The organism is Microbacterium marmarense (assembly GCF_037204165.1).
Lineage (GTDB): Bacteria > Actinomycetota > Actinomycetes > Actinomycetales > Microbacteriaceae > Microbacterium > Microbacterium marmarense.
The window spans coordinates 701,469-725,490 of sequence record NZ_JBBDGL010000002.1 but is presented as its reverse complement, the minus strand read 5'-3'; the positions used below and the strand labels follow the sequence as shown (position 1 = coordinate 725,490).

At 62.6% G+C, this 24,022-nt stretch carries 26 protein-coding genes; 13 read left to right on the top strand and 13 right to left on the bottom strand.

Annotation, left to right across the window (positions count from 1 at the left end):
- Nucleotides 1–128: 128 nt before the first annotated feature.
- Nucleotides 129–749, top strand: coding sequence for a prolipoprotein diacylglyceryl transferase (locus WDU96_RS09915; RefSeq protein ID WP_337338316.1), 621 nt, complete (start codon nucleotides 129–131; stop codon nucleotides 747–749).
- Between the two features lie 95 nt (nucleotides 750–844).
- Here the strand turns inward: WDU96_RS09915 and WDU96_RS09910 are convergent, their stop codons facing one another.
- The 7 genes from WDU96_RS09910 to xseA are packed head-to-tail and all read right to left on the bottom strand — an operon-like array spanning nucleotide 845 to nucleotide 7,307.
- Nucleotides 845–1,501 (bottom strand): response regulator transcription factor, encoded by a 657-nt coding sequence (locus tag WDU96_RS09910; protein WP_337338315.1) that lies wholly within the window; start codon nucleotides 1,499–1,501, stop codon nucleotides 845–847.
- Nucleotides 1,498–3,027 carry a sensor histidine kinase gene (locus WDU96_RS09905; protein ID WP_337338314.1) on the bottom strand — a complete coding sequence of 510 codons (1,530 nt, stop codon included), beginning with the start codon at nucleotides 3,025–3,027 and terminating at the stop codon, nucleotides 1,498–1,500. Before WDU96_RS09905 ends, WDU96_RS09910 begins: the two co-directional genes overlap by 4 nt.
- 7 nt (nucleotides 3,028–3,034) lie before the next feature.
- Nucleotides 3,035–4,429, bottom strand: a complete 1,395-nt coding sequence (locus WDU96_RS09900; RefSeq protein WP_337338313.1) for a class II fumarate hydratase — start codon at nucleotides 4,427–4,429, stop codon at nucleotides 3,035–3,037.
- A 26-nt stretch (nucleotides 4,430–4,455) separates the two neighbouring features.
- On the bottom strand, nucleotides 4,456–5,070 hold the full coding sequence (locus WDU96_RS09895) for a carbonic anhydrase (protein ID WP_337338436.1): 615 nt from the start codon (nucleotides 5,068–5,070) through the stop codon (nucleotides 4,456–4,458).
- Between the two features lie 35 nt (nucleotides 5,071–5,105).
- Nucleotides 5,106–5,741 carry a DUF4245 family protein gene (locus WDU96_RS09890; RefSeq protein ID WP_337338312.1) on the bottom strand — a complete coding sequence of 212 codons (636 nt, stop codon included), beginning with the start codon at nucleotides 5,739–5,741 and terminating at the stop codon, nucleotides 5,106–5,108.
- On the bottom strand, nucleotides 5,741–5,980 hold the full coding sequence (locus WDU96_RS09885) for an exodeoxyribonuclease VII small subunit (protein ID WP_420063952.1): 240 nt from the start codon (nucleotides 5,978–5,980) through the stop codon (nucleotides 5,741–5,743). Before WDU96_RS09885 ends, WDU96_RS09890 begins: the two co-directional genes overlap by 1 nt.
- A 40-nt stretch (nucleotides 5,981–6,020) precedes the next feature.
- Entirely contained in the window at nucleotides 6,021–7,307 is a 1,287-nt protein-coding gene (gene xseA / locus WDU96_RS09880) for an exodeoxyribonuclease VII large subunit (RefSeq protein ID WP_337338310.1), read from the bottom strand.
- 57 nt (nucleotides 7,308–7,364) lie between these two features.
- Between xseA and WDU96_RS09875 the strand changes: the two genes are divergently transcribed.
- Nucleotides 7,365–8,402, top strand: a complete 1,038-nt coding sequence (locus tag WDU96_RS09875; RefSeq protein WP_337338435.1) for a 4-hydroxy-3-methylbut-2-enyl diphosphate reductase — start codon at nucleotides 7,365–7,367, stop codon at nucleotides 8,400–8,402.
- On the top strand, nucleotides 8,402–8,983 hold the full coding sequence (locus WDU96_RS09870) for a DUF6264 family protein (RefSeq protein WP_337338309.1): 582 nt from the start codon (nucleotides 8,402–8,404) through the stop codon (nucleotides 8,981–8,983). The genes WDU96_RS09875 and WDU96_RS09870 overlap by 1 nt, the downstream gene beginning before the upstream one ends.
- A gap of 79 nt (nucleotides 8,984–9,062) precedes the next feature.
- Here the strand turns inward: WDU96_RS09870 and fbaA are convergent, their stop codons facing one another.
- A complete protein-coding gene (fbaA, locus tag WDU96_RS09865; protein ID WP_337338308.1) occupies nucleotides 9,063–10,094 on the bottom strand; it encodes a class II fructose-bisphosphate aldolase in 1,032 nt (343 codons plus the stop codon).
- Nucleotides 10,095–10,271: 177 nt separating this feature from the next.
- Between fbaA and glpX the strand changes: the two genes are divergently transcribed.
- Both glpX and WDU96_RS09855 read left to right on the top strand, forming a co-directional pair.
- A complete protein-coding gene (glpX, locus tag WDU96_RS09860) occupies nucleotides 10,272–11,261 on the top strand; it encodes a class II fructose-bisphosphatase (protein ID WP_337338307.1) in 990 nt (329 codons plus the stop codon).
- A 105-nt stretch (nucleotides 11,262–11,366) separates the two neighbouring features.
- Entirely contained in the window at nucleotides 11,367–11,576 is a 210-nt protein-coding gene (locus WDU96_RS09855) for a UDP-N-acetylmuramyl pentapeptide phosphotransferase (RefSeq protein ID WP_337338306.1), read from the top strand.
- Nucleotides 11,577–11,666: 90 nt separating this feature from the next.
- Here the strand turns inward: WDU96_RS09855 and WDU96_RS09850 are convergent, their stop codons facing one another.
- Nucleotides 11,667–12,989 (bottom strand): DNA recombination protein RmuC, encoded by a 1,323-nt coding sequence (locus tag WDU96_RS09850; protein ID WP_337338305.1) that lies wholly within the window; start codon nucleotides 12,987–12,989, stop codon nucleotides 11,667–11,669.
- Nucleotides 12,990–13,124: 135 nt separating this feature from the next.
- Nucleotides 13,125–13,727, bottom strand: coding sequence for an exonuclease domain-containing protein (locus WDU96_RS09845; RefSeq protein ID WP_337338304.1), 603 nt, complete (start codon nucleotides 13,725–13,727; stop codon nucleotides 13,125–13,127).
- 109 nt (nucleotides 13,728–13,836) lie between these two features.
- Between WDU96_RS09845 and ychF the strand changes: the two genes are divergently transcribed.
- The 5 genes from ychF (at nucleotide 13,837) to WDU96_RS09820 (ending at nucleotide 16,707) form a co-directional block, all read left to right on the top strand.
- Complete coding sequence (gene ychF, locus WDU96_RS09840) at nucleotides 13,837–14,910, top strand: redox-regulated ATPase YchF (RefSeq protein WP_337338303.1); 1,074 nt, start codon at nucleotides 13,837–13,839, stop codon at nucleotides 14,908–14,910.
- A gap of 33 nt (nucleotides 14,911–14,943) precedes the next feature.
- On the top strand, nucleotides 14,944–15,225 hold the full coding sequence (locus WDU96_RS09835) for a type II toxin-antitoxin system RelE/ParE family toxin (protein WP_337338302.1): 282 nt from the start codon (nucleotides 14,944–14,946) through the stop codon (nucleotides 15,223–15,225).
- Nucleotides 15,212–15,514, top strand: coding sequence for a HigA family addiction module antitoxin (locus WDU96_RS09830; RefSeq protein ID WP_337338301.1), 303 nt, complete (start codon nucleotides 15,212–15,214; stop codon nucleotides 15,512–15,514). The genes WDU96_RS09835 and WDU96_RS09830 overlap by 14 nt, the downstream gene beginning before the upstream one ends.
- 14 nt (nucleotides 15,515–15,528) lie before the next feature.
- Nucleotides 15,529–16,050 (top strand): GNAT family N-acetyltransferase, encoded by a 522-nt coding sequence (locus WDU96_RS09825; protein WP_337338300.1) that lies wholly within the window; start codon nucleotides 15,529–15,531, stop codon nucleotides 16,048–16,050.
- A gap of 303 nt (nucleotides 16,051–16,353) precedes the next feature.
- On the top strand, nucleotides 16,354–16,707 hold the full coding sequence (locus WDU96_RS09820; protein ID WP_337338299.1) for a DUF1801 domain-containing protein: 354 nt from the start codon (nucleotides 16,354–16,356) through the stop codon (nucleotides 16,705–16,707).
- Between the two features lie 222 nt (nucleotides 16,708–16,929).
- Here WDU96_RS09820 and WDU96_RS09815 read toward each other — a convergent pair whose 3' ends face one another.
- Both WDU96_RS09815 and WDU96_RS09810 read right to left on the bottom strand, forming a co-directional pair.
- Nucleotides 16,930–17,877 carry a class II glutamine amidotransferase gene (locus WDU96_RS09815; RefSeq protein WP_337338298.1) on the bottom strand — a complete coding sequence of 316 codons (948 nt, stop codon included), beginning with the start codon at nucleotides 17,875–17,877 and terminating at the stop codon, nucleotides 16,930–16,932.
- Nucleotides 17,878–18,001: 124 nt separating this feature from the next.
- A complete protein-coding gene (locus WDU96_RS09810; RefSeq protein ID WP_337338297.1) occupies nucleotides 18,002–18,454 on the bottom strand; it encodes a hypothetical protein in 453 nt (150 codons plus the stop codon).
- A gap of 198 nt (nucleotides 18,455–18,652) precedes the next feature.
- Between WDU96_RS09810 and WDU96_RS09805 the strand changes: the two genes are divergently transcribed.
- Nucleotides 18,653–19,324, top strand: a complete 672-nt coding sequence (locus WDU96_RS09805) for an alpha/beta fold hydrolase (RefSeq protein WP_337338296.1) — start codon at nucleotides 18,653–18,655, stop codon at nucleotides 19,322–19,324.
- Here WDU96_RS09805 and WDU96_RS09800 read toward each other — a convergent pair whose 3' ends face one another.
- Nucleotides 19,325–20,824: an HNH endonuclease gene (locus WDU96_RS09800; RefSeq protein WP_337338295.1), complete on the bottom strand. Its 1,500-nt coding sequence runs from the start codon at nucleotides 20,822–20,824 to the stop codon at nucleotides 19,325–19,327. It abuts the gene before it with no gap.
- Between the two features lie 158 nt (nucleotides 20,825–20,982).
- On the opposite strand from WDU96_RS09800, the gene WDU96_RS09795 reads away from it, so the two are divergent.
- Both WDU96_RS09795 and WDU96_RS09790 read left to right on the top strand, forming a co-directional pair.
- Nucleotides 20,983–22,059, top strand: a complete 1,077-nt coding sequence (locus WDU96_RS09795; protein WP_337338294.1) for an alkene reductase — start codon at nucleotides 20,983–20,985, stop codon at nucleotides 22,057–22,059.
- 72 nt (nucleotides 22,060–22,131) lie between these two features.
- Nucleotides 22,132–23,793, top strand: coding sequence for an ABC-F family ATP-binding cassette domain-containing protein (locus WDU96_RS09790; RefSeq protein ID WP_337338293.1), 1,662 nt, complete (start codon nucleotides 22,132–22,134; stop codon nucleotides 23,791–23,793).
- Nucleotides 23,794–24,022 lie beyond the last annotated feature (229 nt).

Below are 24,022 nucleotides of genomic sequence, written 5' to 3'. Positions count from 1 at the left end.
CACAGGCTCGGCCCTCCTGCTCGCGGGTGTTCGCGGTCATGAGAATAGTCTCATCTTCACTGTTCGGACTCGACTTGAGTGCGTGCGAAAATTGAACAGATCAAATCTTGTTCGATGAGGATGGCACCATGGAAACTCGCGCGAAGTACGCAGCTGGCGGTATCGCCAGTGTGGCGGCAAGCGTCGGGCTCGTGGTTGCCGTTGCCATGTCGAACTCGGCAGCATTGGCAGACGTCCGCGGCACCGCCGTGGGAAGCGGAACCGTCATCGTTGCAGCGACGCCCCGCGACGCTGCTGCTTCAGCTCCCAAGAGCCAAGAAGCTGTGGCCGAAGCGGGCGCGCCCAGCGACATTGTCGCCGCCCCCGAGATAGCGGTCACGCAGATTGCCGCGACCGAGATTGCCGCGACCGAGATTGCTGTCGTCTCAGATCTCACCCCACAAGCGGCGGAGACTCCCTCCGCACAGGCGCCGAGAGTCGAGTCCAACGGCGCTCTTGCTGCACTCAAGGTCAAGCATTCCAGCCACGCTGCCTCTGCTCAGAAGAGCCGATCAGATGACCGTGCTCTCTCGGAGAAGACGATTGAGATCGTCGAGCACATCGTGGCCAAGGTTGAAGATTCACACTCTGATGCAGCTCACGAGCAAGAGAGCTCAGAAGAGTCCACCGCTCCCACGTCGAGTGAGTCTGACAAAGACCGACCCGACCACAAGGCTCAATCGCACGTTTCCCCAGATCGTCGCGATTGATAATGAGGCCGGCTTCCCCAGCCCGGCCTCCTGCCCCCGGTGTCCCCCAGCACCGGGGGCTTCTCTTTGCGCGCTTCTCCCGCTGTTGCCGGTGGCTATTCCCAGCGATAGCCGGTGCCGCGGATCGTCACGATATGTTCGGCGCCTAGTTTTCCCCGAAGGTAGCGCACGTACACATCCACCACGTTCGAGCCTGGGTCGAAGTCCAACCCCCAGACTTGGCTGAGAAGCACCTCGCGACTGAGAACTCGACCCGGATTGCGAAGGAATTGCTCGGCGAGTGCGAACTCCCGTGCGGAGAGTTCGACTTCCTGACCTGACACCGTGGCGCGGCGAGCCAAGATGTCTAGCTCAACGTCGCCCTGGGTGATGATCATTGCGGCAGCTGCCGTGGATTCGCGCAGCCGAGAGCGCACGCGGGCGAGCAGTTCCTCGAAAGTGAATGGCTTGGGCACGTAGTCGCTAGCGCCCGCGTCGAGCCCTTCGACGGTGTCGCGAGTGCTGGTTCGTGCGGTCAGCATGATGATGGGCACCGTGGAGCCCTGCGCGCGCACGAGACGCAGTACCTCGAAGCCGTCGAGAGTGGGCAGACCGACGTCAAGCAGCACCAGGTCGTAGCCGCCGCCGACAATCGCTTCTAGCGCCGTGGCACCGTCTTCGATGATGGTTGTCTCGTAGCCGGCATTGCCCAGGCCTCGACATACGAACGAGGCGATCTGCGGCTCGTCTTCGACGATGAGTATGTGCGTCATTCGAATGCCTCTCGCTGGATGACAACATCACCGGCACGCACAGGTTGCGGTAGGGGAGTTGAGGTCGGGGGAAGGTGGATAGTGAGAGTAGCGCCGCCGCTGGGAGTGTCATCGACGGTGCAACTACCGCCGTGGCCCTTGACGATCGCGTCGACGATAGCAAGCCCGAGACCGGAGCCTCCCACTGAGCGTTTTCCGCCTCCGCGATCGAAGCGGCGGAAGACGCGGTGTCGCGAAGCTGGAGGTATGCCGGGCCCATGGTCGCGCACCCAGAGCTGCGTCCCCTCGGCGGTCGCAGAACTCCCGACCTCGATCGGAGAGCCAGCCGGCGTGTACTTCGCAGCGTTATCGGCGAGCTGCAGCCATGCTTGAAGCAGACGGTCTTCCTCGCCGAGAACTGTGCCGTCGCCAACGTTCTCGACGCTCCAAGTATGACCAGGAATGACCGTTACCAGCTCGCTGATCCGCGCGGTCAGAGCGGCGACGTCGACCTCGGTCGGCGTGTATGCCTCACCTTCAACCGCTGCCAGCAGGTCAATGTCTTCAACCAGGCGCGCAAGACGATCGAGCTCAGCGATTCCGATCTGACGCGCGAGTTCGACGTCGGTCGCATCATGAGCATCCATCAGCTCGAGGTGTCCACGCACGATGGTGAGGGGCGTCTTCAGCTCGTGACGCACGTCGTCGAGCAGCTGCTGTTGCACAGACACCGAGCCTTGAATGCGATCCAGCATGGAGTTCACCGTACGAGACATATCTGAGATGTCGTCGTCGCCCCGGGGGAGCAAGCGTGGAGAAAGGTCGGAGAGCGAGATGGCGTCTGCGGTGACGCGCATGTCGCGAATTGGTCTGAGCAGCCGTCCGGTCACGAACCAGCCGACCACGCCGGTGGCCACCAGCAGCACCAGAGCGGCGAGCACGTAGGTGGTGAGAGAGGCGGTGACTGGCTGCAATTCGGCCCCCAGGTCGCTCGCGCGCACATAGATGCCGGAACTCGGGTCGCCCTCTACCTCGGTGGGAATCGCGATGTATCGAACTATGCGATCACCTGTCGTCGCGGTGCCGATCATGATCTGACCGTCAGCGGTCTCGGTGACGATTCGATCGATGAACTCACCGTCGTCGGGCAGAGTGAAACCTGACAGGGTCGACGGCACGAACGCTACCTCGCCGTCGATGATGGCCATCGCGGCTTCGTTCCGCGCGGGGACCAAGCGCGCGACCACAGAGCGCATGTACGAGCGAAGGTCGTCGAAAGACTGCGGCGTGAAGTTCTCATCCACTGGCTGAGTGCCTTCGTCCGCTGAATCCGCCAGTGTCTCCTCGGGTGCGGGGATGGCCTGGTCGGCGACGGTAGTCAGGCGATCGACCTGCGATTGCAAGCGGATGTTGACTTCGTCGAACACGCGTTCACGCTGTACGACGAAGGTCACGCTGCCGACGATCGCGAGCCCGACGCACGTCACACCGAGGATTGCTCCCAGAATTCTGACGCGCGCCGAGATCGGCCGTCTAGTACGGCTCACCCCTTGATTATCCAGGGTGCGTCATAGAAAGCAGGTCTAGTTTCTCGTCAAGCTGCTCGATCGTAAGTTCGCCGCGGTCCACGAATCCCAGATCAAGGACGGCTTCGCGCACGGTGATGCCCTTGGCGACCGAGTGCTTCGCGATCTTCGCTGCTGCCTCGTAGCCGATGAGCTTGTTCAGCGGAGTAACAATCGACGGTGACATGCCCGCGTAGGCGGCTGCACGGTCGACGTTAGCCTCGAGGCCGTCGACCGTCTTGTCAGCGAGCACCCGCATGGCGTTCGAAAGCAGGCGAATGGACTCAAGCAGTGCGGTGCCCATGACGGGTATCGCCACGTTCAGCTCGAACGAGCCTGAGGCGCCCGCCCATGCGACGGCCGCGTCGTTGCCGATCACGCGTGCGCACACCATGAGCGTGGCCTCGGGGACGACCGGGTTGACCTTGCCAGGCATGATTGACGAACCCGGCTGCAGGTCGGGGATGTGCAGTTCTCCGAGGCCGGTGTTCGGTCCAGAGCCCATCCAGCGCAGGTCGTTGTTGATCTTCGTCAGCGATACGGCAATGGTGCGCAGCGCGCCAGAGGTCTCGACGAGACCGTCGCGGTTCGCCTGAGCTTCGAAGTGGTCTTTGGCCTCGGTGATCGGCAACTCGGTCTCAGCGGCGAGCAGCTCGATAACCTTCTGCGGGAATCCCGGAGGGGTGTTGATTCCGGTACCGACTGCGGTGCCGCCGAGAGGCACCTCGCTGACGTGCGGAATCACGGCCTGCACGCGCTCGATACCGAGTCGCATCTGCCTCGAGTAGCCGCCGAATTCCTGGCCGAGCGTGACCGGGGTCGCATCCATCAGGTGTGTGCGACCCGACTTCACGACGGTCTTCCACAGTTCTGCCTTGGCCTCGAGTGAGACGGCGAGGTGGTCAAGCGCCGGGATCAGGTCGTCGATCAGCGCCTGGGTGACAGCGATGTGCACCGAGGTCGGAAAAACATCGTTCGACGACTGCGAGGCGTTCACATGGTCGTTCGGGTGCACCGGTGCGCCGAGCTTCTGCGAAGCGAGGTTGGCCAGCACCTCATTCATGTTCATGTTCGACGAGGTGCCGCTGCCGGTCTGGTAGGTGTCGACAGGGAAGTGAGCGTCGAACGCACCAGTGATGACGTCGTCGGCTGCAGCAGCGATGGCGTCAGCGATGGCACCGTCGAGCGTGCCCAGGTCTTTATTGGCGAGAGCAGCAGCCTTCTTGATGCGCGCGAGCGCGGCAATCTGCGTCGACTCGAGACCCGAACCCGAGATCGGGAAATTCTCGACAGCACGTTGTGTCTGTGCGGAATACAGTGCGTCTTTCGGCACGCGTACTTCGCCCATGGTGTCGTGTTCGATGCGGTATTCGATGTCAGTCACTTCGTTGTTCCTTTGTGAATGCGTGGTCAGGATGCGACAAGTTCAAGACCGACGGCGATATCGGCCACGGCCTTTCCCTCGCCGAGTTGATAGTTCGCGCCCACGATCGCGAGGCGCCCGGAAGCGATTGCGTCTGTGATGAGTTCAGACGAGTGGAGGATCTCTTTGACGGTGTCGCGAAGATGCTCGCGGCCAACGTGCTCGGCATCTATCGTGTCGGGGTTCGCTTTGTCAGCACCGGTGGTTTGCACCACGCGACGCACGGCCGGCACGATCGGAGCAATCAGCCGCCAGATGTGCGGGGGCAGGGGAGCGGAGTCCATGTTCGCGCTGTCGATCGCGGCTCTGACCGCGCCGCATTCGTCATGGCCGAGCACGACAATGAGCGGAACTTCAAGCACGGCAACGGCATACTCGAGGCTGCCGATCACTGACTCTGAGATCACTTGACCCGCGTTGCGAATGACGAAGAGATCACCGAGACCTTTGTCGAAGATGATCTCAGCAGCGAGGCGCGAGTCCGAACAGCCGAAGAGTGCAGCTCGTGGGCGCTGACCACTTGCGAGTTCGTGGCGACGCTCGACATTCTGGCGCGGGTGCTGTGGCGCTCCCGAGATGAAGCGCTCGTTGCCTCGTTCCATCTCGCTCCACACCTGTGCGGGGCTGGGGTGTTCGCTCACTCGGTCTCCGTTTCAAGCTGGTGGATGGACTCTGACACCGACTCGGCCGCCTGAACGAGCAGCTCGTCGTCGGCAACCCCGTAGATGAGAACGGTGTCGTCGCCGACCTGGGTCGACATCGCGGCGGTGATGCCGCCGGCACGGTCGGGGTCTGAGATGTCGTACTGCGTCCAGACGATGCCGTCGATGGTGACGGTGTCGCCGGAGTTAGCGCCGCCCAGCACGCGGGTCGTCCATGCCGCGTCTGCGTCAAAACCCTGCGCGATGCGCACAAAACCAGCTGTCGGCGCGTATACGACAGTCCAGGCGCTCAGATCGTTGCGGTCAACGTACGCGCGGTTCACCCGCCACGAGTCCGGCGCGTCAGGCACGACAACCAGCTGGCCTTCGGCCGCTTCGACGCTTTCAGCCACCGCCGCGACATCGATCGGCTCCGACTCGGGTGCGCTGCCGCGGGGAACGCCGAAGATCACAATGGCGACGAGCACGAGGGTGATGAGCAACGCGGCGATGAGGTTGCGCGCGGTCTGGCTTGAGCGATACGCGTGCGACGACGCTGCCTTGCGATTCGCCGTTTCTTGCGGAGTCTCGGGACGGCCGAGCTCCGCGACGATTCGCTGCTGATTCGCCATTACTTCTGATCGTCCTCGGCCAGCGCGCCAGAGCGAGCCGCATCGAGGCGCTGCTTCGCGCCGACCAGCCATTGCTCGCAACGCGCCGCGAGAGCCTCGCCGCGTTCCCAGAGGGCAAGGGAGTGCTCGAGCGTGGGGGCACCCTGCTCGAGTTCCGCCACAACACGCACGAGTTCGTCGCGGGCCTGCTCGAACGAAAGATCCGTGACGTCGGTGACGGGTCCATTCGCTTCGGTCATGCTGTCCATCCTACTTCGGCGCGCTCGCGCTTCTGCTCGGTCACGGTGTCGCCGACGACGCCACGGTTTCTCCCGCAGACCGCGCCGCAAACGCGCCGCGGGCGACGGTGACGACGAACGCTGTCGACTCCGGCACCTGGTTGACATCGCGAACGATCGCTCCATCGTTCAAGTGCGCGATCGCGTAGCCGCGCTCAAGTGTCGCGGCTGGTGAAAGCGCACGCAGCGATGCTCGCAGCTCCGAGGTGCGGCGAGCAGATGTCTCCAGGGCGCGCGCGACGTGCTCGCGGCCCCGCGATGTGATGATCTCCACATCTTGGGCACGCGTATGCACGAGAGCTTCCGGCTGTCGCAGCACCGGGCGACTGCGCAGCTGTTCAAGCTGTGCGATGTCGTGATTGACGCGTTGTGACAATCGCATGGCGAGCCGTGACCGCAGTTGGCCGACAAGCGTGCGCTGCTCGACGACGTCAGGAACGACGCGTTTTGCTGCGTCGGTGGGTGTCGAGGCCCGCAGGTCTGCTACGTCGTCAAGCAGCGGTCGGTCGTTCTCGTGGCCGATGGCACTCACGACGGGGGTGGATGCTGACGCCACCGCCCGCAGGAGCCTCTCGTCGCTGAAGCCGAGCAGTGACTGAACGTCGCCACCGCCACGCGCGATCACGATGACGTCGACGTCGGGATCAGCATCCAATAGTTTGAGCGCGGCGATCGTCTCGGGCACGCAGCGCTCGCCCTGCACAGCGACGTGCTGGGTGCGAAAGCGCACCTGAGGCCACCGCAACTCGGCGTTGCGGTGCACGTCTTTTTCTGCGTCAGAGCGCTCGCCGGTGATGAGACCGATCACGTGAGGGAGGAAGGGGATCGGTCTCTTGCGCGAGTCGTCGAACAGCCCTTCGGCGCGCAACTGCACGCGAAGCCGCTCGAGTCTCTCAAGCTGATCGCCCAAGCCGACATGGCGCATCGCGTTCACGCCGAAGGACAGATCGCCGCGCTTAGGAAAGTAGTCGGCTTTCACCGAGGCGACGACGTGGTCGCCGACCTTGAGATCGGCGGGAAGGCGATTCAGGGTGCTAGACCAGATTCGGATCGAGATCTCAGCATCGGTCACGAGATCTTTCAGCCGGCCGAATACGCTGCCACCGCGCACGTTCCACTGCGTGATCTCGCCCTCGACCCACACCGATCCCCAGCTCGCGATGAAGCCGCGAATCGTCTCGTTGAGCCGCGACACCGAGGTGGGAGCGTCGTTAGTGGAGTCTTTCGGGCGCACCGAATCTGCGGGAGGCGGTTCGCCGACGATATGGCCGGGCTCGAAGCTCGTCATGGCACCTTTCAGGCTGGCGCTCGGTACCGGCCGTAGACTCGGGGGGTGACTATCAGCATGCCCATTCCTCGTGTTCCGCGCCGGCGTGAACCACTTCAGGATATCGCCGTGCCCGGACCCAAGCGGGTGCTGCTCGCCGCTCCCCGCGGCTACTGCGCTGGCGTTGATCGCGCAGTCATCGCCGTAGAGAAGGCTCTGGAACGTTTCGGCGCCCCCGTTTACGTTCGCAAACAGATCGTTCACAACATTCATGTGGTGACCGAATTGGAGCAGAAGGGCGCAATTTTCGTCGAAGAAGTCGACGAAGTGCCCGCTGGCGCGCATGTGGTCTTCAGCGCCCATGGCGTGTCGCCCGCCGTCGTCAACAGCGCTTCGGACCGGGGGCTGCTGGCTATCGACGCCACCTGTCCGTTGGTGACCAAAGTGCACCGCGAGGCAGTGCGATTCGCCCGTGACGACTTTGAGATCCTGCTGATCGGCCACGAGGGACACGAAGAAGTTGAGGGAACCGCGGGCGAAGCCCCCGACCACGTCACGATCGTGAATTCTCCCGAAGACGCCGACCGCATCGAAGTGCGCGACCCTTCTAAGGTCGTCTGGCTTTCGCAGACCACACTCTCCGTCGACGAGACCATGGAGACCGTTCGTCGGCTGCGCGTGCGTTTTCCTCAGTTGCAAGATCCGCCGTCTGACGACATCTGCTATGCGACTCAGAATCGCCAGGTCGCGATCAAGAAGGTCGCGAAGGATGCTGATCTCGTGATCGTCGTGGGGTCATCGAACTCTTCCAACAGCGTGCGCCTGGTTGAGGTAGCACTCGAGTACGGAGCCAAGGCGGCATATCGGGTCGACTACGCCGACGAGATCGAACAGGCGTGGCTCGAGGGCGTTGAAACCGTGGGCGTCACCAGCGGCGCCTCCGTGCCTGAGGTGCTCGTGCAGCAGGTGATGGATGACCTCGCCAACGCGGGCTTCAACGACGTTGAAGAAGTGAAGACCGCAGAGGAAGATCTGCTGTTCTCGCTGCCCAAGGAATTGCGCTCCACCAATGAAGGCAAGCGCGACGACCGTGCCCTCGGCGGGCGGATCAGCTGATGAACGACGCCATCGACCCTCGGCCTCGACCACAGTATGGCGAATACGCCACGGTCGAAGAGCAGCAGGCGCGTATCAAGCAACCAGACATCACCCAGGCGCTTGACACCGGTGTTGTCGCCGACGTGCCCGAGGGGCAGCTCTCGCCCGACGTCGTACCCGCTGAAACGCCGGTAGCGGGGAATAGCGGCGCGAAGCGAGAGGTCCGTCGGCGCCCGTTTGACCGCGCGGCGACCATCGGCTTGCTGGTGTACGGACTCATCACGGTAATAACTTCGTTCACCGAGCTCGTCGAGTACAACCCGTACGCCGAGCAGATGCTCTCGATGATGGGCGTCGACACCGATCTCGCCGCGACCATCGTCGGGCAGTCGTGGGGTATCGCAGCTGCTTTGGTGTTGGTTTTCGGCTGGTTCGTCACGGCAGTGCTCTCGTGGATGTCGATGTCGCGCGGCCGCGTCTCGTGGTGGATTCCGCTCGTGGGAGCGTTCGTGTTCACCGGTGTCTCAGCGCTCCTCATGCTCGTGCCCCTGATGAACACGCCGGGAGTTTGGCAGGCGATTCTCGACTCGGTGGGGTAGCTCGAAAACACGCAAAGACGAGGGCCGGATGCTGCGTTGCAGCATCCGGCCCTCGTCTTATTCCTGTGAGACAGTCGCCTTAGACGCTGAGGCTCTTGCCCGCTGAGCCGAGCTGCTGTGTCGCTTCGACGACCCGAGCCGCCATCGCCGATTCTGCGATCTTGCCCCAGGCGCGGGGGTCGTACTTCTTCTTGTTGCCGACTTCGCCGTCTACCTTGAGGACACCCTCGTAGTTTTCGAACATGAAGCCAGCCACCGAGCGTGTGAACGCGTACTGCGTGTCGGTGTCGATGTTCATCTTGATGACGCCGTTGGCGACCGCAAGTGCAATCTCTTCAGACGTGGAGCCGCTGCCACCGTGGAAGACGAGGTCGAGGGGCTTCTCGCCGGTTCCGAAGCGCTCAGCGATACCAGCCTGGATCTCGCCGAGAAGCTCGGGGCGCAACTTGACGTTGCCCGGCTTGTAGACACCGTGCACGTTGCCGAACGTGAGGGCTGAAATGTAGCGACCCTGATCGCCGAGGCCGAGAGCCTCGACGGCCTTCGTCACGTCAGCCACGGTGGTGTAGAGGGCGTCGTTCGATCCCTCGTGCTGCACACCGTCTTCTTCGCCGCCGACGACGCCGATTTCGACCTCGAGGATGGCGCTGATGTTCTTCATGCGGGGAAGCAGGTCTTTGGCGATTTCGATGTTCTCGTCGAGGGGAACCGCTGAGCCATCCCACATGTGCGACTGGAAGATCGGGTTGCGACCGGCGCGAACTTCTTCTTCGGATGCTTCGATGAGAGGAAGCACGAAGCCAGGAAGTGCGTCTTTCGGGCAGTGGTCGGTGTGCAGCGCCACCGTGATCGGATAGTTCTTGGCGACCTCGGTCACGAACTTCGCGAAGGCGAGCGCGCCGGTGGCGCGGCCCTTGACGGTGTGACCGGCGAAGTAGTCGGCGCCGCCGGTGGTGACCTGGAGAATGCCGTCTGATCCGGCTTCTGTGAGTCCCTGCAGGACGGCGTTGACGGACTGCGAACTGGCCGCGTTGATGGCCGGATAGGCAAAGCCACCAGCCTTCGCGCGGTCAAGCATCTCGGCATATTGCTCAGGGGTTGCGACGGGCATGAAGGCTCCTTGGTCGTGATGGCAGGTGCACAAGAACTCTATCGAAGTACCCGCGTGCTCGTGGATTCATTGCCTGCATCCGCCACTTCTGCCGTGGGCGAAAGAATCGCAATTCCTTCGCCTGTCCGGGTGCTAAAGGTGGCCATAATCGTTGCGCGGAACTCTATGCTGAGGCACATGGTGAGTCTTACCGCGGACATGAGCCCGCTGCATCCCGACCGAAATCTGGCACTCGAACTTGTTCGTGCCACCGAAGCTGCGTCGATTCGAGCGGTTCCTTTTATCGGCCGGGGACGAAAAGAGGATGCTGACGGTGCCGCCGTCGACGCAATGCGCGCGTTCTTCACCACCGTGAACTTCGACGGCACGATCGTGATCGGCGAGGGCGAGAAAGACGAAGCGCCCATGCTGTTCAACGGCGAACGAGTCGGCAATGGCCGCGGCCCTCGTTGCGACGTGGCGGTTGACCCGATCGACGGCACGTCGTTGACTGCCGCCGGCCGTAACAACGCCCTGTCGGTCATCGCGGTATCCGACCACGGCACGATGCTCGACGCCTCGAGCGTGTTCTACATGGACAAGCTCGTCACCGGTCCGGCCGGCGTGGGCGTGGTAGACATTCGCTTGCCCATCGGTGAGAACATCCGTCTGCTGGCGAAAGCACTCGGCAAGCCTGTCGATGAGCTCGTCGTGTCGGTGTTGCATCGTCCGCGTCATGAACAGCTGATTGAAGAGATTCGTCAGGCTGGTGCGGGCACACGACTGATGAGCGACGGCGACGTTGCCGGCGGTATCAACGCCGCACGTCACAACGCACGCACCGATATGTGTGTGGGCATCGGCGGCAGCCCAGAAGGCATTGTCACCGCTTGTGCGATCAAGTCTCTCGGCGGCCATATTCAAGGGCGGCTGTGGGCGCGAGATGACGACGAGAAGCAACGCGGCATCGATGCGGGACTCAAACTCGACGATCACGTGTATGAAGCGGACGACCTGGTGCGCGGAAGCAACACGATCTTCGTGGCAACGGGTGTGACCGACGGTCAGCTCGTGGCCGGAGTTCGCCGCGATGGAGGGTACGTCTATACCGAGTCTGTCGTGCTGCGCGGTGCCTCAGGAACCCTTCGCCGCATCTCTTCGGAGCACCTCACCTCGAAGTGGCTTTAGGCCTGCGTCGCGGTTCGATCCTTCATCGACGCGACAACTCTGGCAGAATCGCAGAGGCATCGATGATGCTGCGCCACTGATCTCGTGACTCGAGGGGGTTCGTCTATGTCTACACCTACCGGTGGTCCTGCACCCCAAACGGGCGCGCAGGCTGTAATCGCGAGCGCCGCAGACCCCGCGCGTCGGCCCGATGTGCTCCTTCGCGTTCGCCGCGAAGAAGGCCACGAAGCCAGCGCATGGTGGATGATCGGTGCCTTTGTCGGCGTCTCTGCAGTGGTCATCGTCGTGATGAGCTTCGTGCCCGGCGGCGCATAGACACACTTTCTCGCGCCGCGCAGTCTGGCGCAGTCTTCGCCGAACAGTCTTCGCGCCGCCGGTTCGACTCTAGGGCGCGGCAGAGATGCGTTATTGCTCGTTGGCTTGCGCCAGGCGCTCTCGAATATCGCCGAGTTCCGCGCTCGCTGCTGAGCGCGAGACCGCAGTGGTCGCCTCGTCCAGCTGTTCAAGCCCATCGAGCAACTCTGGCTGCGTCATACGCCTGGGAGCGGCTTCTATTGTCGATGGGGTTGGCACGGAATCAAGCTTGGTCTGATCAATGCCGGGGAACTTGCGGGCTGTCACCAGCACGCGCTTCTCGAGCGAACCAGCAAAGTTGTTGTAGCTGGTGACTGTGCGCTCGATTGCGCGGCGCAGATCGTCGGCGTGAGTGGCAAGTGACCCTAGCCGTTCGTACAGCTGATTACCCAGATCGAACAGCACTCGAGCTTCTTGCGATACGTCTTGCTGCGTCCAGGTGTAGGCGACCGTCTTGAGCACCGCCCAAAGGTTTACTGGCGAAGCAAGCGCCACCCGTTTGCTGAACGAGTAGTCGAGCAGCGAAGGATCTTCCTCGAGCGCGGCCGCGAGCAACGATTCGCTCGGGATGAAGCAGATGACGAATTCAGGGCTCGACTCGAGCCCTGCCCAGTACGCCTTCTTCGCAAGCGCGTCGACGTGACTGCGAGCCGCTTTGACGTGTTTTTCGAGCAGTGCTTTGCGCTGAGCGCCCTCGGCGCCCTGGGCGGTGGCGGCGATAGCACTCGCTTCGATGTACGCGTCGAGCGGCACCTTGGCATCGACCGCGATGGCTTTGCCACCGGGAAGTCGGATGATCATGTCGGGACGGCCCGCACCGGCATCCGACGAGATCGATGTCTGCAGATCGAAGTCAACGTAACGGGTGAGTCCTGCCGCCTCGACAACTCGGCGCAACTGAGTCTCACCCCACACGCCGCGGGTGGTGCCCGAACGCAACGCACTCGCGAGCGATTCCGTCGTGGCGCGTAAGGCTTCGTCAGACTCGTGCGCGCGCCTTAGCTGCTCGGCCAGCGTGCCGAACTGCTCCTGGCGGTCTCGTTCGAGATCGTTCACCTTTCCCTGCATCGCAGTGAGCGTTTCTTGAACGGGAGCGAGGGCGCGCAACACCGTTTGGTCTCTTCGTTCGCGTTCTTCTCGCGCGGCCTGATCTTGCCGAGTCTGCAACGACAGCTCTCGGTACAGGTGCTGTTGCTGTTCGAGCTGTGCCAGCACACCATGCTTGGCGGTCTCAGCAGTTGCGATCCGTGCGTGCAGGTCGGCATTCACGGTCGCCGCGCGTGCAGAAGAGCGCATGTTGCCGACCCAGACGCCAACGGTCGCGCCGAGAGCGAGCATCACGACGGCGATCAGCAATACGGCGAGTGTGTCCATGCCTCCATGGTGTCTCTCGCCTCAGACAACGCACGCGCGGCTGGCCGCAATGGTCTGAGTCTGCCCAGAACCAGGCCAAACCGACATGCCCAAACCGAAATGTGCAGTATGTGCTGCGACACGACCCTGCTGCGGCTAGGCGGCGAAGACTGTTTTCGCGGGAGCTGCGGCGACCGTGATCTGCGACACTTTCACCGCAGTAGCCTCAGCGAGCAATTCGATGCTTTCGGCACTCTGGCGTCGAGCCGCGTCGATCATGACATGAGCGCACGCCAGCGCGTCGGCGATGGCGTTGTGGTGCGCGAACTCGGCAAAACCCGCTTCGGCTGCAACGAACGGCAACCGGTACGAATCCAATTGGTAGACCTTTCGCGCAACCTGCAGGCTGCAGACGTAGCGGTAGGCAGGCACCTCATCATCAGTGGCGGCGCACGCGCGCTTGAGCACAGCCATATCGAAGCCCGCATTGTGCGCGACGATCACGTCATCACCGACGAAGTCAACGATCGCACTGAGCTGCGATGTCCAAGTTGCCGCATCAGCGACGTCGTCGGCGCAGATTCCGTGAATGCGGGTGTTCAGTTCGAAGAACTCGTCGTGCCCAGGAGGCGGCTGAATCAACCACCCTGTCTGCTCCACCACCATGCCATCGCGTACCCGCACGAGTCCCACGGCGCATGCTGAAGCGTTCGAGGAGTTCGCCGTCTCGAAGTCGATCGCGGTGAAGTCCAGGGGCACACACTTACCTTCACCCGCGCGCTGGTGGTGCACAGCTAGGCGCGCCGTGTCATCGCAGACTGAAAGCACTCGTCAACTCTGCTGATGGCGCCGCGTAGACTGAACTCCCGTGGCTCTTACTATCGGCATCGTCGGCCTGCCCAACGTCGGCAAGTCCACCCTGTTCAACGCTCTGACGAAGAACTCGGTTCTCGCAGCGAACTACCCGTTCGCGACGATCGAACCGAACATCGGTGTCGTGAACCTGCCTGACCCGCGGTTGAACACGCTTGCTGACATCTTCAGCAGCGAGCGCATTCTGCCCGCCGCGGTCTCGTTCGTCGACATCGCCGGCATCGTGCGTGGCGCAAGTGAGGGCGAGGGGCTCGGGAACAAGTTCTTGGCCAACATCCGTGAGGCTGACGCTATCGCCCAGGTCGTACGCGGGTTCGACGATGACGACGTCGTGCACGTAGAGGGTTCGGTCAACCCGAAGAACGACATGGAGACGATCAACGCCGAGCTGCAGCTCGCCGACCTCGAGACCGTCGAGAAGGCAATCACGCGCTACGAGAAAGAGGTCAAGGGCAAGAAGCTCGATCCGTCGGTGCTGGCGACAGCAGTTGAGGTGAAAGGCGCGCTCGAGCGCGGCGAGTTGCTTTCAGCATCCAAGATCGACCTCGAGCCGATCAAAGAACTCGGCTTGCTCACCTCCAAGCCGTTCATCTTCGTCTTCAACGTCGACGAAGCAGTGCTCACAGATGACAGCCGCAAAGCCGAACTCGCCGCTCTTGTTGCTCCGGCGCAGGCGGTTTTCTTGGACGCCAAGATCGAGTCTGAGCTCATTGATCTTGATCCTGAGGATGCTGCAGAGCTGTTGTCTTCGACGGGGCAAGAGGAGTCGGGTCTCGATCAACTCGCGCGTATCGGGTTCGACACACTCGGTCTGCAGACCTACCTCACCGCGGGGCCGAAAGAGGCGCGTGCGTGGACGATTCCGAAGGGATCGAAGGCTCCCCAGGCGGCTGGCGTGATCCACACGGACTTCGAGAAGGGCTTCATCAAGGCGGAGGTCATCTCCTTCGATGATCTCGTCGAGACCGGCTCGGTTCTCGAGGCACGTTCGAAGGGCAAGGCGCGTCTTGAGGGCAAGGACTACGTCATGCAAGACGGTGACGTGGTGGAGTTCCGCTTTAACGTCTAGCGTTATTAACGCATTACGTTATATCCTGATCGCGTGATCAGATCGTTCGGGAGCAAGGACACCGAGCGATTGTGGCGTCGTGAGCGGGTGCCGTCGATCGATCCTCGGGTTCATTCGGTGGCGCTGCGCAAGCTTCGTCAGGTGGGGTCTGCGGAGTCGCTCGATGATCTCCGTGTTCCCCCAGGCAACCGGCTCGAAGCGCTCAAGGGCGATCGGGTCGGTCAATACAGCATCAGGATCAACGACCAGTGGCGGATCTGCTTCGTGTGGACCGATGCTGGGCCAGAGGAGGTGGAGATCGTTGACTATCACTGACAAGATTCCCCCGATTCACCCGGGTGAGGTGCTCATAGAGGACTTCATCAACGGGTTCGACATCACGCAGAACCGCCTTGCGGTGGCCATCGGGGTGCCACCACGGCGGATCAACGAGATCGTTCACGGCAAGCGTGGGATCAGCGCGGACACGGCACTGCGGCTAGCAAAGTACTTCGGCACGTCTGCTGAGTTCTGGATCAATCTGCAGAGTCACTACGAACTCGACCGCGCCGAGGACCTCGCGGGGGAGCAGATCGCGTCGATCACGCCCTTGAAGGTCGCGTGAACGGAGCGTCATCGGTGGCGCTCCGTCGACTTCGCACGTCGGATGCGCCCGCCGTGTGTGAAGCTTTCGCCTCGAACGCGGACATGGCGCGTCAGGGTGACGTATCGACGATCACCGAAGCTGAGGCCTATGTGAATCGGCTCATCGAGCCCGAGTCGCCGCACGAAGCGTGGGCCATCGTCGATGGCGACAAGCTGGTCGGCCTTGTCGGCGTTACCGTCGATGAAGCGAATCGGAGTGGCTGGTTCTGGTATTGGATGGCGGATGCCGCGCGCGGCCGCGGCTGGTCGGCTCGTGCTGCTGCGACCGTTGCCGAGTGGGCGCTGACGACGCGGAGGCTCGAACGCTTGGAGCTGGGGCATCGAGTGAACAATCCCGCATCCGCAGCCATCGCCATGCATGCAGGGTTCGTCAAGGAGGGGACGGAGCGCGCGAAGTTCCTTGTCGAGGGGCAACGGATCGGCGTCCATACCTACGGTCGGTTGAGGTCGGACCGATCTCCATCGTTCGACGGCCTCCCGATGAGGGAAGGATAGGCCTCCAGCCCAGATGCCTATCGCTGACGGCACTCGGTGGAGTTCCGCTTCAACAACTAGTTGTCAGGTTGTTGAGTGCTCACGGCAGCGGGAGCAGGCGCCCGGCAATCGCTCGCGTAATCCCTGCGTCTGCGTTATTCTCTGCGTGGCAGTGGATCCTGCCGACTGCACTTCCAGACGCGGATCGTCTGAACCATTGCGGAGAGGCCCGTATAGCTCGGGGCATGTCCGGATGAGGTGTGGCGCATCATTGCGCCGACTTCACCCGCCGATGGTCAGCATCGGTTGATGAGAGGACATCAGATGGCATCGAAAGACGACAAGAATCTCGCTCAGGTCATCGAAAAAATCGCAAAGATGGATGAGCCAGAGCGGTTGCTCGTGCGACGAACGCACGAGCTCATCATGAACGCCGCTCCCACCCTCAAGCCGCGCATCTGGTACGGCATGCCTGCCTACGCACTATCCGCGAGTACGCCTGCTCTGGTGACCTTGCGCAACGATGATCGCGTTAACCTTGCTCTCACCGAAAAGGTCGCACTCACACCAGCGGGCGCCACAGATGGATTGCTGATGCCCGCTGCGTGGTACTTCGATTCGCTCGACGAAGCAACTGAGAAGCGTATCGCCGAGATCGTCCGTTCTGTGATCGCCTAGGACCGGAGCGTGACCACTCCGGCGCGGTCCCGGGGCTGCAGACGTAGCCTTGTGCGCATGCGGGCCGGGGCTCGGGGGCGCATGCAGTTCCGACTGGCGGCGTGATTCGCTCGTCGGTTCAGGAAGCACCCGAAGGCCAAGCACGACGTGTGTGAGGTCACCAGCGCTAGTACTTTGGCGCCAGGCTGTTCACAATCTCCGTGAGAAGAACACCTAGCGCGTTCAGACGTTCAGCGTGTTGATGGTTCTGGTGATGCGCTCGCCGTGTTTCTCGAGGAAGACGATCTCGCCGAACTCAAGTTGCGACCAATAGTCAGCCTCGGTCAAGGGTTCGGAGGCGAATATGACACCGGTCGCGTCATCCTCGCCGCACTCCTCAAAGTCGTAGGTCGTCGCGTCGTGGTCGAAGTTGCGTCCCATCAGTAGGTACATCGGCTCGAGGAGCATAGAGAGCGCGAAATCGTCGCTGTCGGGGGCTGACTTCCGCAGCTCCTTCGAGTCGCCGGCGGGATTGGCCTCACCGTGGTGACCGAGGCCGACGTTGACACCGATGATGCGGTCTGCCGACACGAGGGCCATCTTCAGCTTGGTCAGAGCGCCGAGGTCGAGGTCCTTCATAGCCTGGGCGATCAGTTCGATGAGCTTCTCGATCGCTCGTTGGACGTCCTCGTTGCTGTCACCCTCGAGCAGCGAGAGGAGTAGCACGTAGATGAACTCGGTGTCGGTGTTCCCGCGCAACTGTTTGAGATACCGATCCTCGCAGTGCTGCAACAGTTCGCGTTGCAGGAGCTGCCAGTTGGGCAGGTAGCCATTCTGGGCGACGATCCACGGGGTCTGCTCGAAAGAGAACGGGTGGCAGTTCTCGTCGGCCATCACGACCTTCGAGTCGTACGCCGCGGCCCGCACGTGCGCCAGCATCGTGCTGGCCTGAAGGCTGGGGATCATCCGGCTGGCGTTGTCGTCGTAAAAGGCCGCCATGGGCCGGCGGTAGATGAAGGGTTCTTCTGGCTTCAGCAGGTGCTCGCCCCAGATCCCGAATCCCCATCCGGCCAACTGGAGCTCTGGGTGCCGTTCGGGGTCGAGTGCCTGGTTGATCAGGCTGTTCTGCGGCCTGAGTAGGAGGTTCTCCAGTGGTGTCTCAGGGCCGAGGTAGGCGAGCACGCGGCACATACGTCTCCTTCGTTGGGCTCCCGCCACCTTACCCTCGTTGCGCGGAGGCGGTGCTGGCCGCGGTGGCGAATCCGCGGCGGTGGCGGTTGCGCCGAGATCGCCTGGGTGAGCGAGCGTCAGAGAGTCAGCGCGGCACTTCGATCGTCACGGTCGCGCCGCCGTAGCCATTGTCTTGGTCTCGCCCCTCGACGGTCACCTCGTCGACGCCTTCGGGAATCGCGAACGTGCCGCCAGTGCGGGTGAACGGCTGTTCATTCGCGTGATCGTGTCCCAGCTGATGCTCGGCGAGCACGTCACCGCCGGGGGAGAGCACCCGCCAACCATCCGCGTAGCGTTGCGGCGTATCGTAGGGCGACGAGATCGTGACTGCGATCGTGAACTCGTCACCGCTCGCAGAAAGCGTCGCGTCGACTACATCGGGAAACTCCTGCGACTCCGCAGTGCTCGAGGTGTCGCCGCTACTGCTTGTCGAGTCTGAGCTCACCGTTTTCTGCGTAGGCTCCGAACTACCAGCGCACGACGCGAGCAGCGCTGCACTCACGACGATCGTCGGCAGGAATAGGGTCTGGCGTCTCATGGGCGCCGACACTACCAGCCGCTCTCGAACGGCTCGCTCAGTCACGTGCTCCGTTGTGGCTGACCACGACTGGCGCTGGGGTTCAGCGGGACTGGTGAGAGCGCTGTGAGAGAATGTCGGCGGATCAAATCTGGTCAATTTCTTCATCCCTAGCCGTGGTCGACCGGCATGAAACCGCTTTCGAGAGGACTCCGCGCTGTGACTGAAACCCAGACGTTCGAACCCGAGGGACGTGCGATTCCATACGCCGTCGAAGGCAACGGGCCCGCTGTTGTATTGATTGCTGGCCAAGGCCTGAACATCTCGTACCTGGGAACACTTGCGCATTCGGTCGCCGAAGAAGACTTCCGCGTGATCCGTGTCGGTTCGCGTCGACCTTCTATGGATGCCGCTGTGACGATGTCTGACCTCGCCCAAGACGTCATTGACGTCATGGACCACCTGTCCGTTGAGAATGCGTGGGTTGGCGGCCACGCGTTCGGTGGCTCAGTGGCACGCTCGGTGGCGGCGGATCACCATGACCGCGTGAACGGTGTGCTGTTGATGGGTGTGGAGTCCTCGGACCAGACGGCGAGCTCCCTCGACTTTCCCGGAATTCCCGCGCGTATGCACGACGCTGAAGTTGCGGCGATGCAGCGAGATGCACGTGAAGCAGCGGGCGGTCCGGTGCCACTGGCAGAGGGCCTGCCAGTGCTGATCATTCAGGGTGTTGACGACGAGCTGACGCCACCGGCAAACGGTGAGGCATTGCAGGCGTCTGCATCTGACCGAGTGAGCGTCGTGCCGGTTGAAGGCGGCAACCACATGTTCCCCGCGACGCACATCGGTGCGACGTCGTGGGCGATCGAGGACTACCTGGACTGGGACTGATCAGAACGGCGCACTACCGACTGAACCGTCGGACGCGTCGTCAGGCGGGGTACCGGGCGCGTCGTCGCCTGGCCACCAATGGTCAGGCCCCGCAATAGCGGGCGTGTCTTGATCGGGTGGATCCGATTCACCCTCGTGGTCAATCTGTGACGGACGAAAATGCACGCCCAGATGGGGCGGGTCTTCTACATAGCTCCGGCCAAGGGGCGAGGTCCACTCAAGCACTCCGTCGCCCAGTTGCCTCACCCGCCAAGCGGTGAATTGCTTCATACTGTGATGCCGTTGGCACAAGTGGGCCAGATTCTTCACGTGAGTCTTGCCGCCAAGTGCGTGATCGAGCGTGTGGTCGACCTCACAACGCACCGCAGGCATTCGGCAGCCCGGAAATCTGCAGTGCTGGTCGCGCGCCCGCAAGAAGCGATCGATTGCGGCGGTGCGCTGGTAAGTATCGACATGAAGCACCATTCCCGTCACCGGATGCGTCAGCACTCGCTCCCAAGGCGAACGTGTCGCGCCTGCGAGTCGACGAGCGGTGTCGGGGTCGACGGGGGAGCGCCCGACGAGATCGGCGGGATTGGCATCAGACCCGAGCAACGTGAGTGCGGGCACCACCACTTGCACCTTCGCCCGAATCGCTCCTAGCGTTCCCGGCCCATCGTCAGTGCGCGTGGGGTCGGCTGCAGGCGCTGCGGTGAGCAGCATGTCGGCGAGCACATCCGATCGCACCTGGTCGACGGTGCGGTTGTCGGAGGCGACGAACTCGCGCGGAATCGCGCTGTTCGCATTGACCTCGCCGGTAGCGGCTGTCGCGGCCGACGTTGCTCGAAGTTCCGTGGCGGCCTGTGCGCGTTCATCGACGATGCTTCGGGCTTGCTGTGTCAACCGGTCATAGATCGCGTCGGCGAGGAGCGTTGGCAGTGTCGCGCACAGGTCTGACATACCGTCGGCGAGTGGAAGGATGCGCACTTTGCGGTTCTCGCGCGCATCGTGGTGGCGCTCCGCGAGGGTGCGCGGATGCAGTTGCTCTGCCAGCAGTTCGAGCTGTGCCCGCACTCGGCCGGCCGTTTCGCCCTCGCACGTTCGCAGGGCCACAATTTCGAACTCTGCCCGTCGCTCGGGTGGGAGCACTGTGCCAGTGTCTGCAATCACGCGCACGTGAGCTCGGGTGATCATGCCGTCACCCCAGGCATCGAGTGTCGCTGGGTAGTCCTCGACAAGCTCGATGGAGTCGCCGATCTGGCGTTGCACTGATCGGTCGCTTGTATGCATCGCGCCAGCAACCTCGGCGGCGATCGCACGCAGCGCCATGTCATGATCACGCACCTTTGTGCTCGCGCGTGTGCATTGCTTTCGCGCAAGGTTGCCGGCACGCGCAAGCGCACGCGTCTGGGCAGCTTGTGCTGCAGAAATCTCACGTTGAGTCTGCTCAACTTGACCGATCAGTGCGGCGAGTTCTGCCGAGTCTGCGTCGGTGAAACCGATGACTCCGTTCGAATGCATGTTCTAATTGTGGCAGGGGGGTCAGACATCGGGCGCCCAAGCCTGCGCCTGGCAACGGTGCAGCATCCATCGCAAGGAATAGCCCGTGATCGCCGGTTGTTTCCCCTCGTGTCGGCCCGCATCTGATGGCGCCGATTTTCGCTGAAAGGACCTCATCTGTGGATCTGTTTTCCCCGCTCACCGTCGGTGACCTTGATCTTGCAAACCGCGTCGTTATGGCGCCATTGACACGCCTGCGCTCGGGAATGGACGCAGTGCCAGGCGCAATCGTCGCTGAGCACTACGCTCAGCGGGCGAGCCACGGCATGATCATCAGCGAGGGTGTTTTTCCGAGCGCGGAGTCACGTGCATACATGGGCCAGCCGGGCATCGTCACCGACGAGCAAGTTGAGGGCTGGCGCGCAGTCGCCGATGCGGTTCATGCGCAGGATGGTCTCATCGTGATGCAGCTCATGCATAGTGGACGTGTCTCACACACCGACATCACCGGCACCGACCGCATCGTCTCTGCGAGCGCAATCGCGATCGACGGCGAAGTTCGCACGCCCGACGGTAAGAAGCCGTTCCCCGTGCCGCACGCGCTCACCACCGACGAGCTTGCGCAGGTGCGAGAAGAGTTCGTGGCCGCAGCCACGCGGGCGATCGCCGCAGGGATGGATGGCGTCGAGCTGCACAGCGCGAACGGCTACCTGCTGCACCAGTTTCTGTCACCCGACTCGAATCGCCGCACGGACGCTTACGGGGGCTCTCCTGAGGCACGGGCGAAATTCGTCATCGAGGTGGCGACGGCGGTGGCCGAGGCGGTCGGTGCAGGACGCGTCGGCATTCGGATCTCGCCGGCGCACAATATCCAGGGTGTGCTCGAGACCGATGATGACGATGTGCGCGCGACGTACGGGGCACTCATGGAGGGCCTCGCGCCGCTGGGGCTCGCCTACCTGAGCCTGTTGCACGCAGAACCTGCAGGGGCCTTCGTTCAAGCGCTGCGCGCCCGTTTCGAGGGTGTGTTCATTGCGAACAGCGGCTTTGGAAAGCTCACCACGAAAGAAGAGGCGAACGGGCTCATCGAGCGTCGCGAAGCTGATGCCGTTGCGGTCGGTCGCGCCTCGATCGCGAACCCCGACCTGGTTGCACGCTGGCAGGGTGGTCACCCCGAGAACGAGCCCAACCCAGCCACGTTCTATGCACCCGGCGCTGAGGGCTACACAGACTACCCGAGTCTGCCCGCCGCCTGACGCTGCGCCGCCGCGGCGCTTTGTATGTCGCGGCGGTCATCGCGGGGCGCCGTCGGGTGAAATGATCAATCAATGACCGCAACACTTGTCGCGCAGGGCCTTGCGGGCGGACATGGCCATCGCACGCTGTTCGATGCCCTCGAATTGACCGTTGCCCCGGGCGATGTCGTAGGGGTGGTGGGGGCCAATGGTGCGGGCAAGTCCACCTTGCTGCGCCTGCTCGCAGGCATTGATGAGCCGCAGTCGGGTTCGATCTCGCTCGCACCGTCTGACGCGTTCGTCGGATGGCTGCCCCAAGAGCACGAGCGTGTGGCAGGCGAAAGCGTCGCAGAGTACGTCGAGCGTCGCACGGGTTGTGCCGAAGCATCAAGAGAAATGGATGCTGCCGCTGCTGCGCTCGGCGACGAATCGCTGGCCGCCCCGGGCACCGACCCCGCTGATGTCTACTCGCTTGCCCTTGACCGTTGGCTTGCGAGCGGCGCGGCTGATCTCGACGAGCGCTTGCCGGTTGTGCTCGCAGAACTTGGCCTTGATCTCGGCGACGCGCCCGAGCAGACGATGATGACCTCACTTTCGGGCGGTCAAGCAGCTCGCGTCGGGTTGGCGGCCCTGCTGCTGAGTCGCTTCGATATCGTGCTGCTCGATGAGCCCACCAACGACTTGGACCTTGATGGGCTAGAACGGCTCGAAGCATTCGTGCGAGGGCTGCGCGGCGGCGTGGTGCTGGTCAGTCATGACCGCGAGTTTCTTGCGCGATGTGTGACACGGGTGCTGGAGTTGGACCTCGCACAGAACTCCAACCGCGTATTCGGCGGCGGCTACGACTCCTACCTCGAAGAGCGCGCGACGTTGCGACGCCAAGCGAGAGAGAAATACGACGATTTCGCTGAGAAGAAATCAGATCTGGTGGGGCGGGCACGCACTCAACGCGAGTGGTCGAGCCAAGGAGTGCGCAACGCGATGAAAAAGTCGCCGGACAACGACAAGATCAGACGCAAAGCGGCGACCGAATCAAGCGAAAAGCAAGCACAAAAAGTCCGCCAGATGGAAAGCCGCATAGCCCGCCTCGACGAAGTCGAAGAGCCGCGCAAAGAGTGGCAGCTTGAATTCACGATCGGTTCTGCGCCACGTTCAAGTTCTGTCGTCACGACGCTGAGCAAAGCGGTGTTCCGACAAGGCGATTTCACACTCGGGCCCGTGTCGCTTCAGGTCAACGCCGGCGAACGCATCGGCATCACCGGCCCGAACGGTGCCGGCAAATCGACCCTGTTGCGCGCCCTGCTGGGCACGCAGCCGCCCGATGAAGGCAGTGCCAGCCTGGGGGCTAACGTGCAGATCGGCCAGATCGATCAAGCGCGTGCGCTTCTCGCCGGCTCGCAGGCGCTGGCTACGGCGATCGCAGGTCTGACTCCTGAGATGGCATCGGGCGACGTGCGCACCCTGCTAGCCAAGTTCGGGCTCAAAGCCGATCACGTGAATCGCCCCGTCGATGAGCTCTCGCCGGGGGAGCGCACCCGTGCAGGGCTCGCGCTGCTGCAGGCTCGCGGCGTCAACGTGCTCGTGCTCGATGAGCCGACGAACCACCTCGACCTGCCAGCAATCGAGCAGCTTGAGCAGGCGCTCGACTCCTATGACGGCACACTGTTGCTCGTCACTCATGATCGGCGAATGCTCGCCACTGTGAAGACTGATCGTCATTGGCGGGTTGAAGCGGGCACTGTCACCGAACGATGACGCTCGTGGCGAAACTCTGCCCGTGACGGCGGCCCAGAATCTGCGCGGGTATAGCCTGGAAATGTAGCGATCACAGAGATGCACATTCTGCATTCCATGGTTGTACTCGCACCAGCTTCGATGCCTCACCGAAGCCCTGCGGATCAGAGGATGAGCCCGATTCTCATCCTCGATGTTTCCGATGGCATCTGCCACCGGCACTATCGTCATGCGTTTTTCGCGCTGGCAA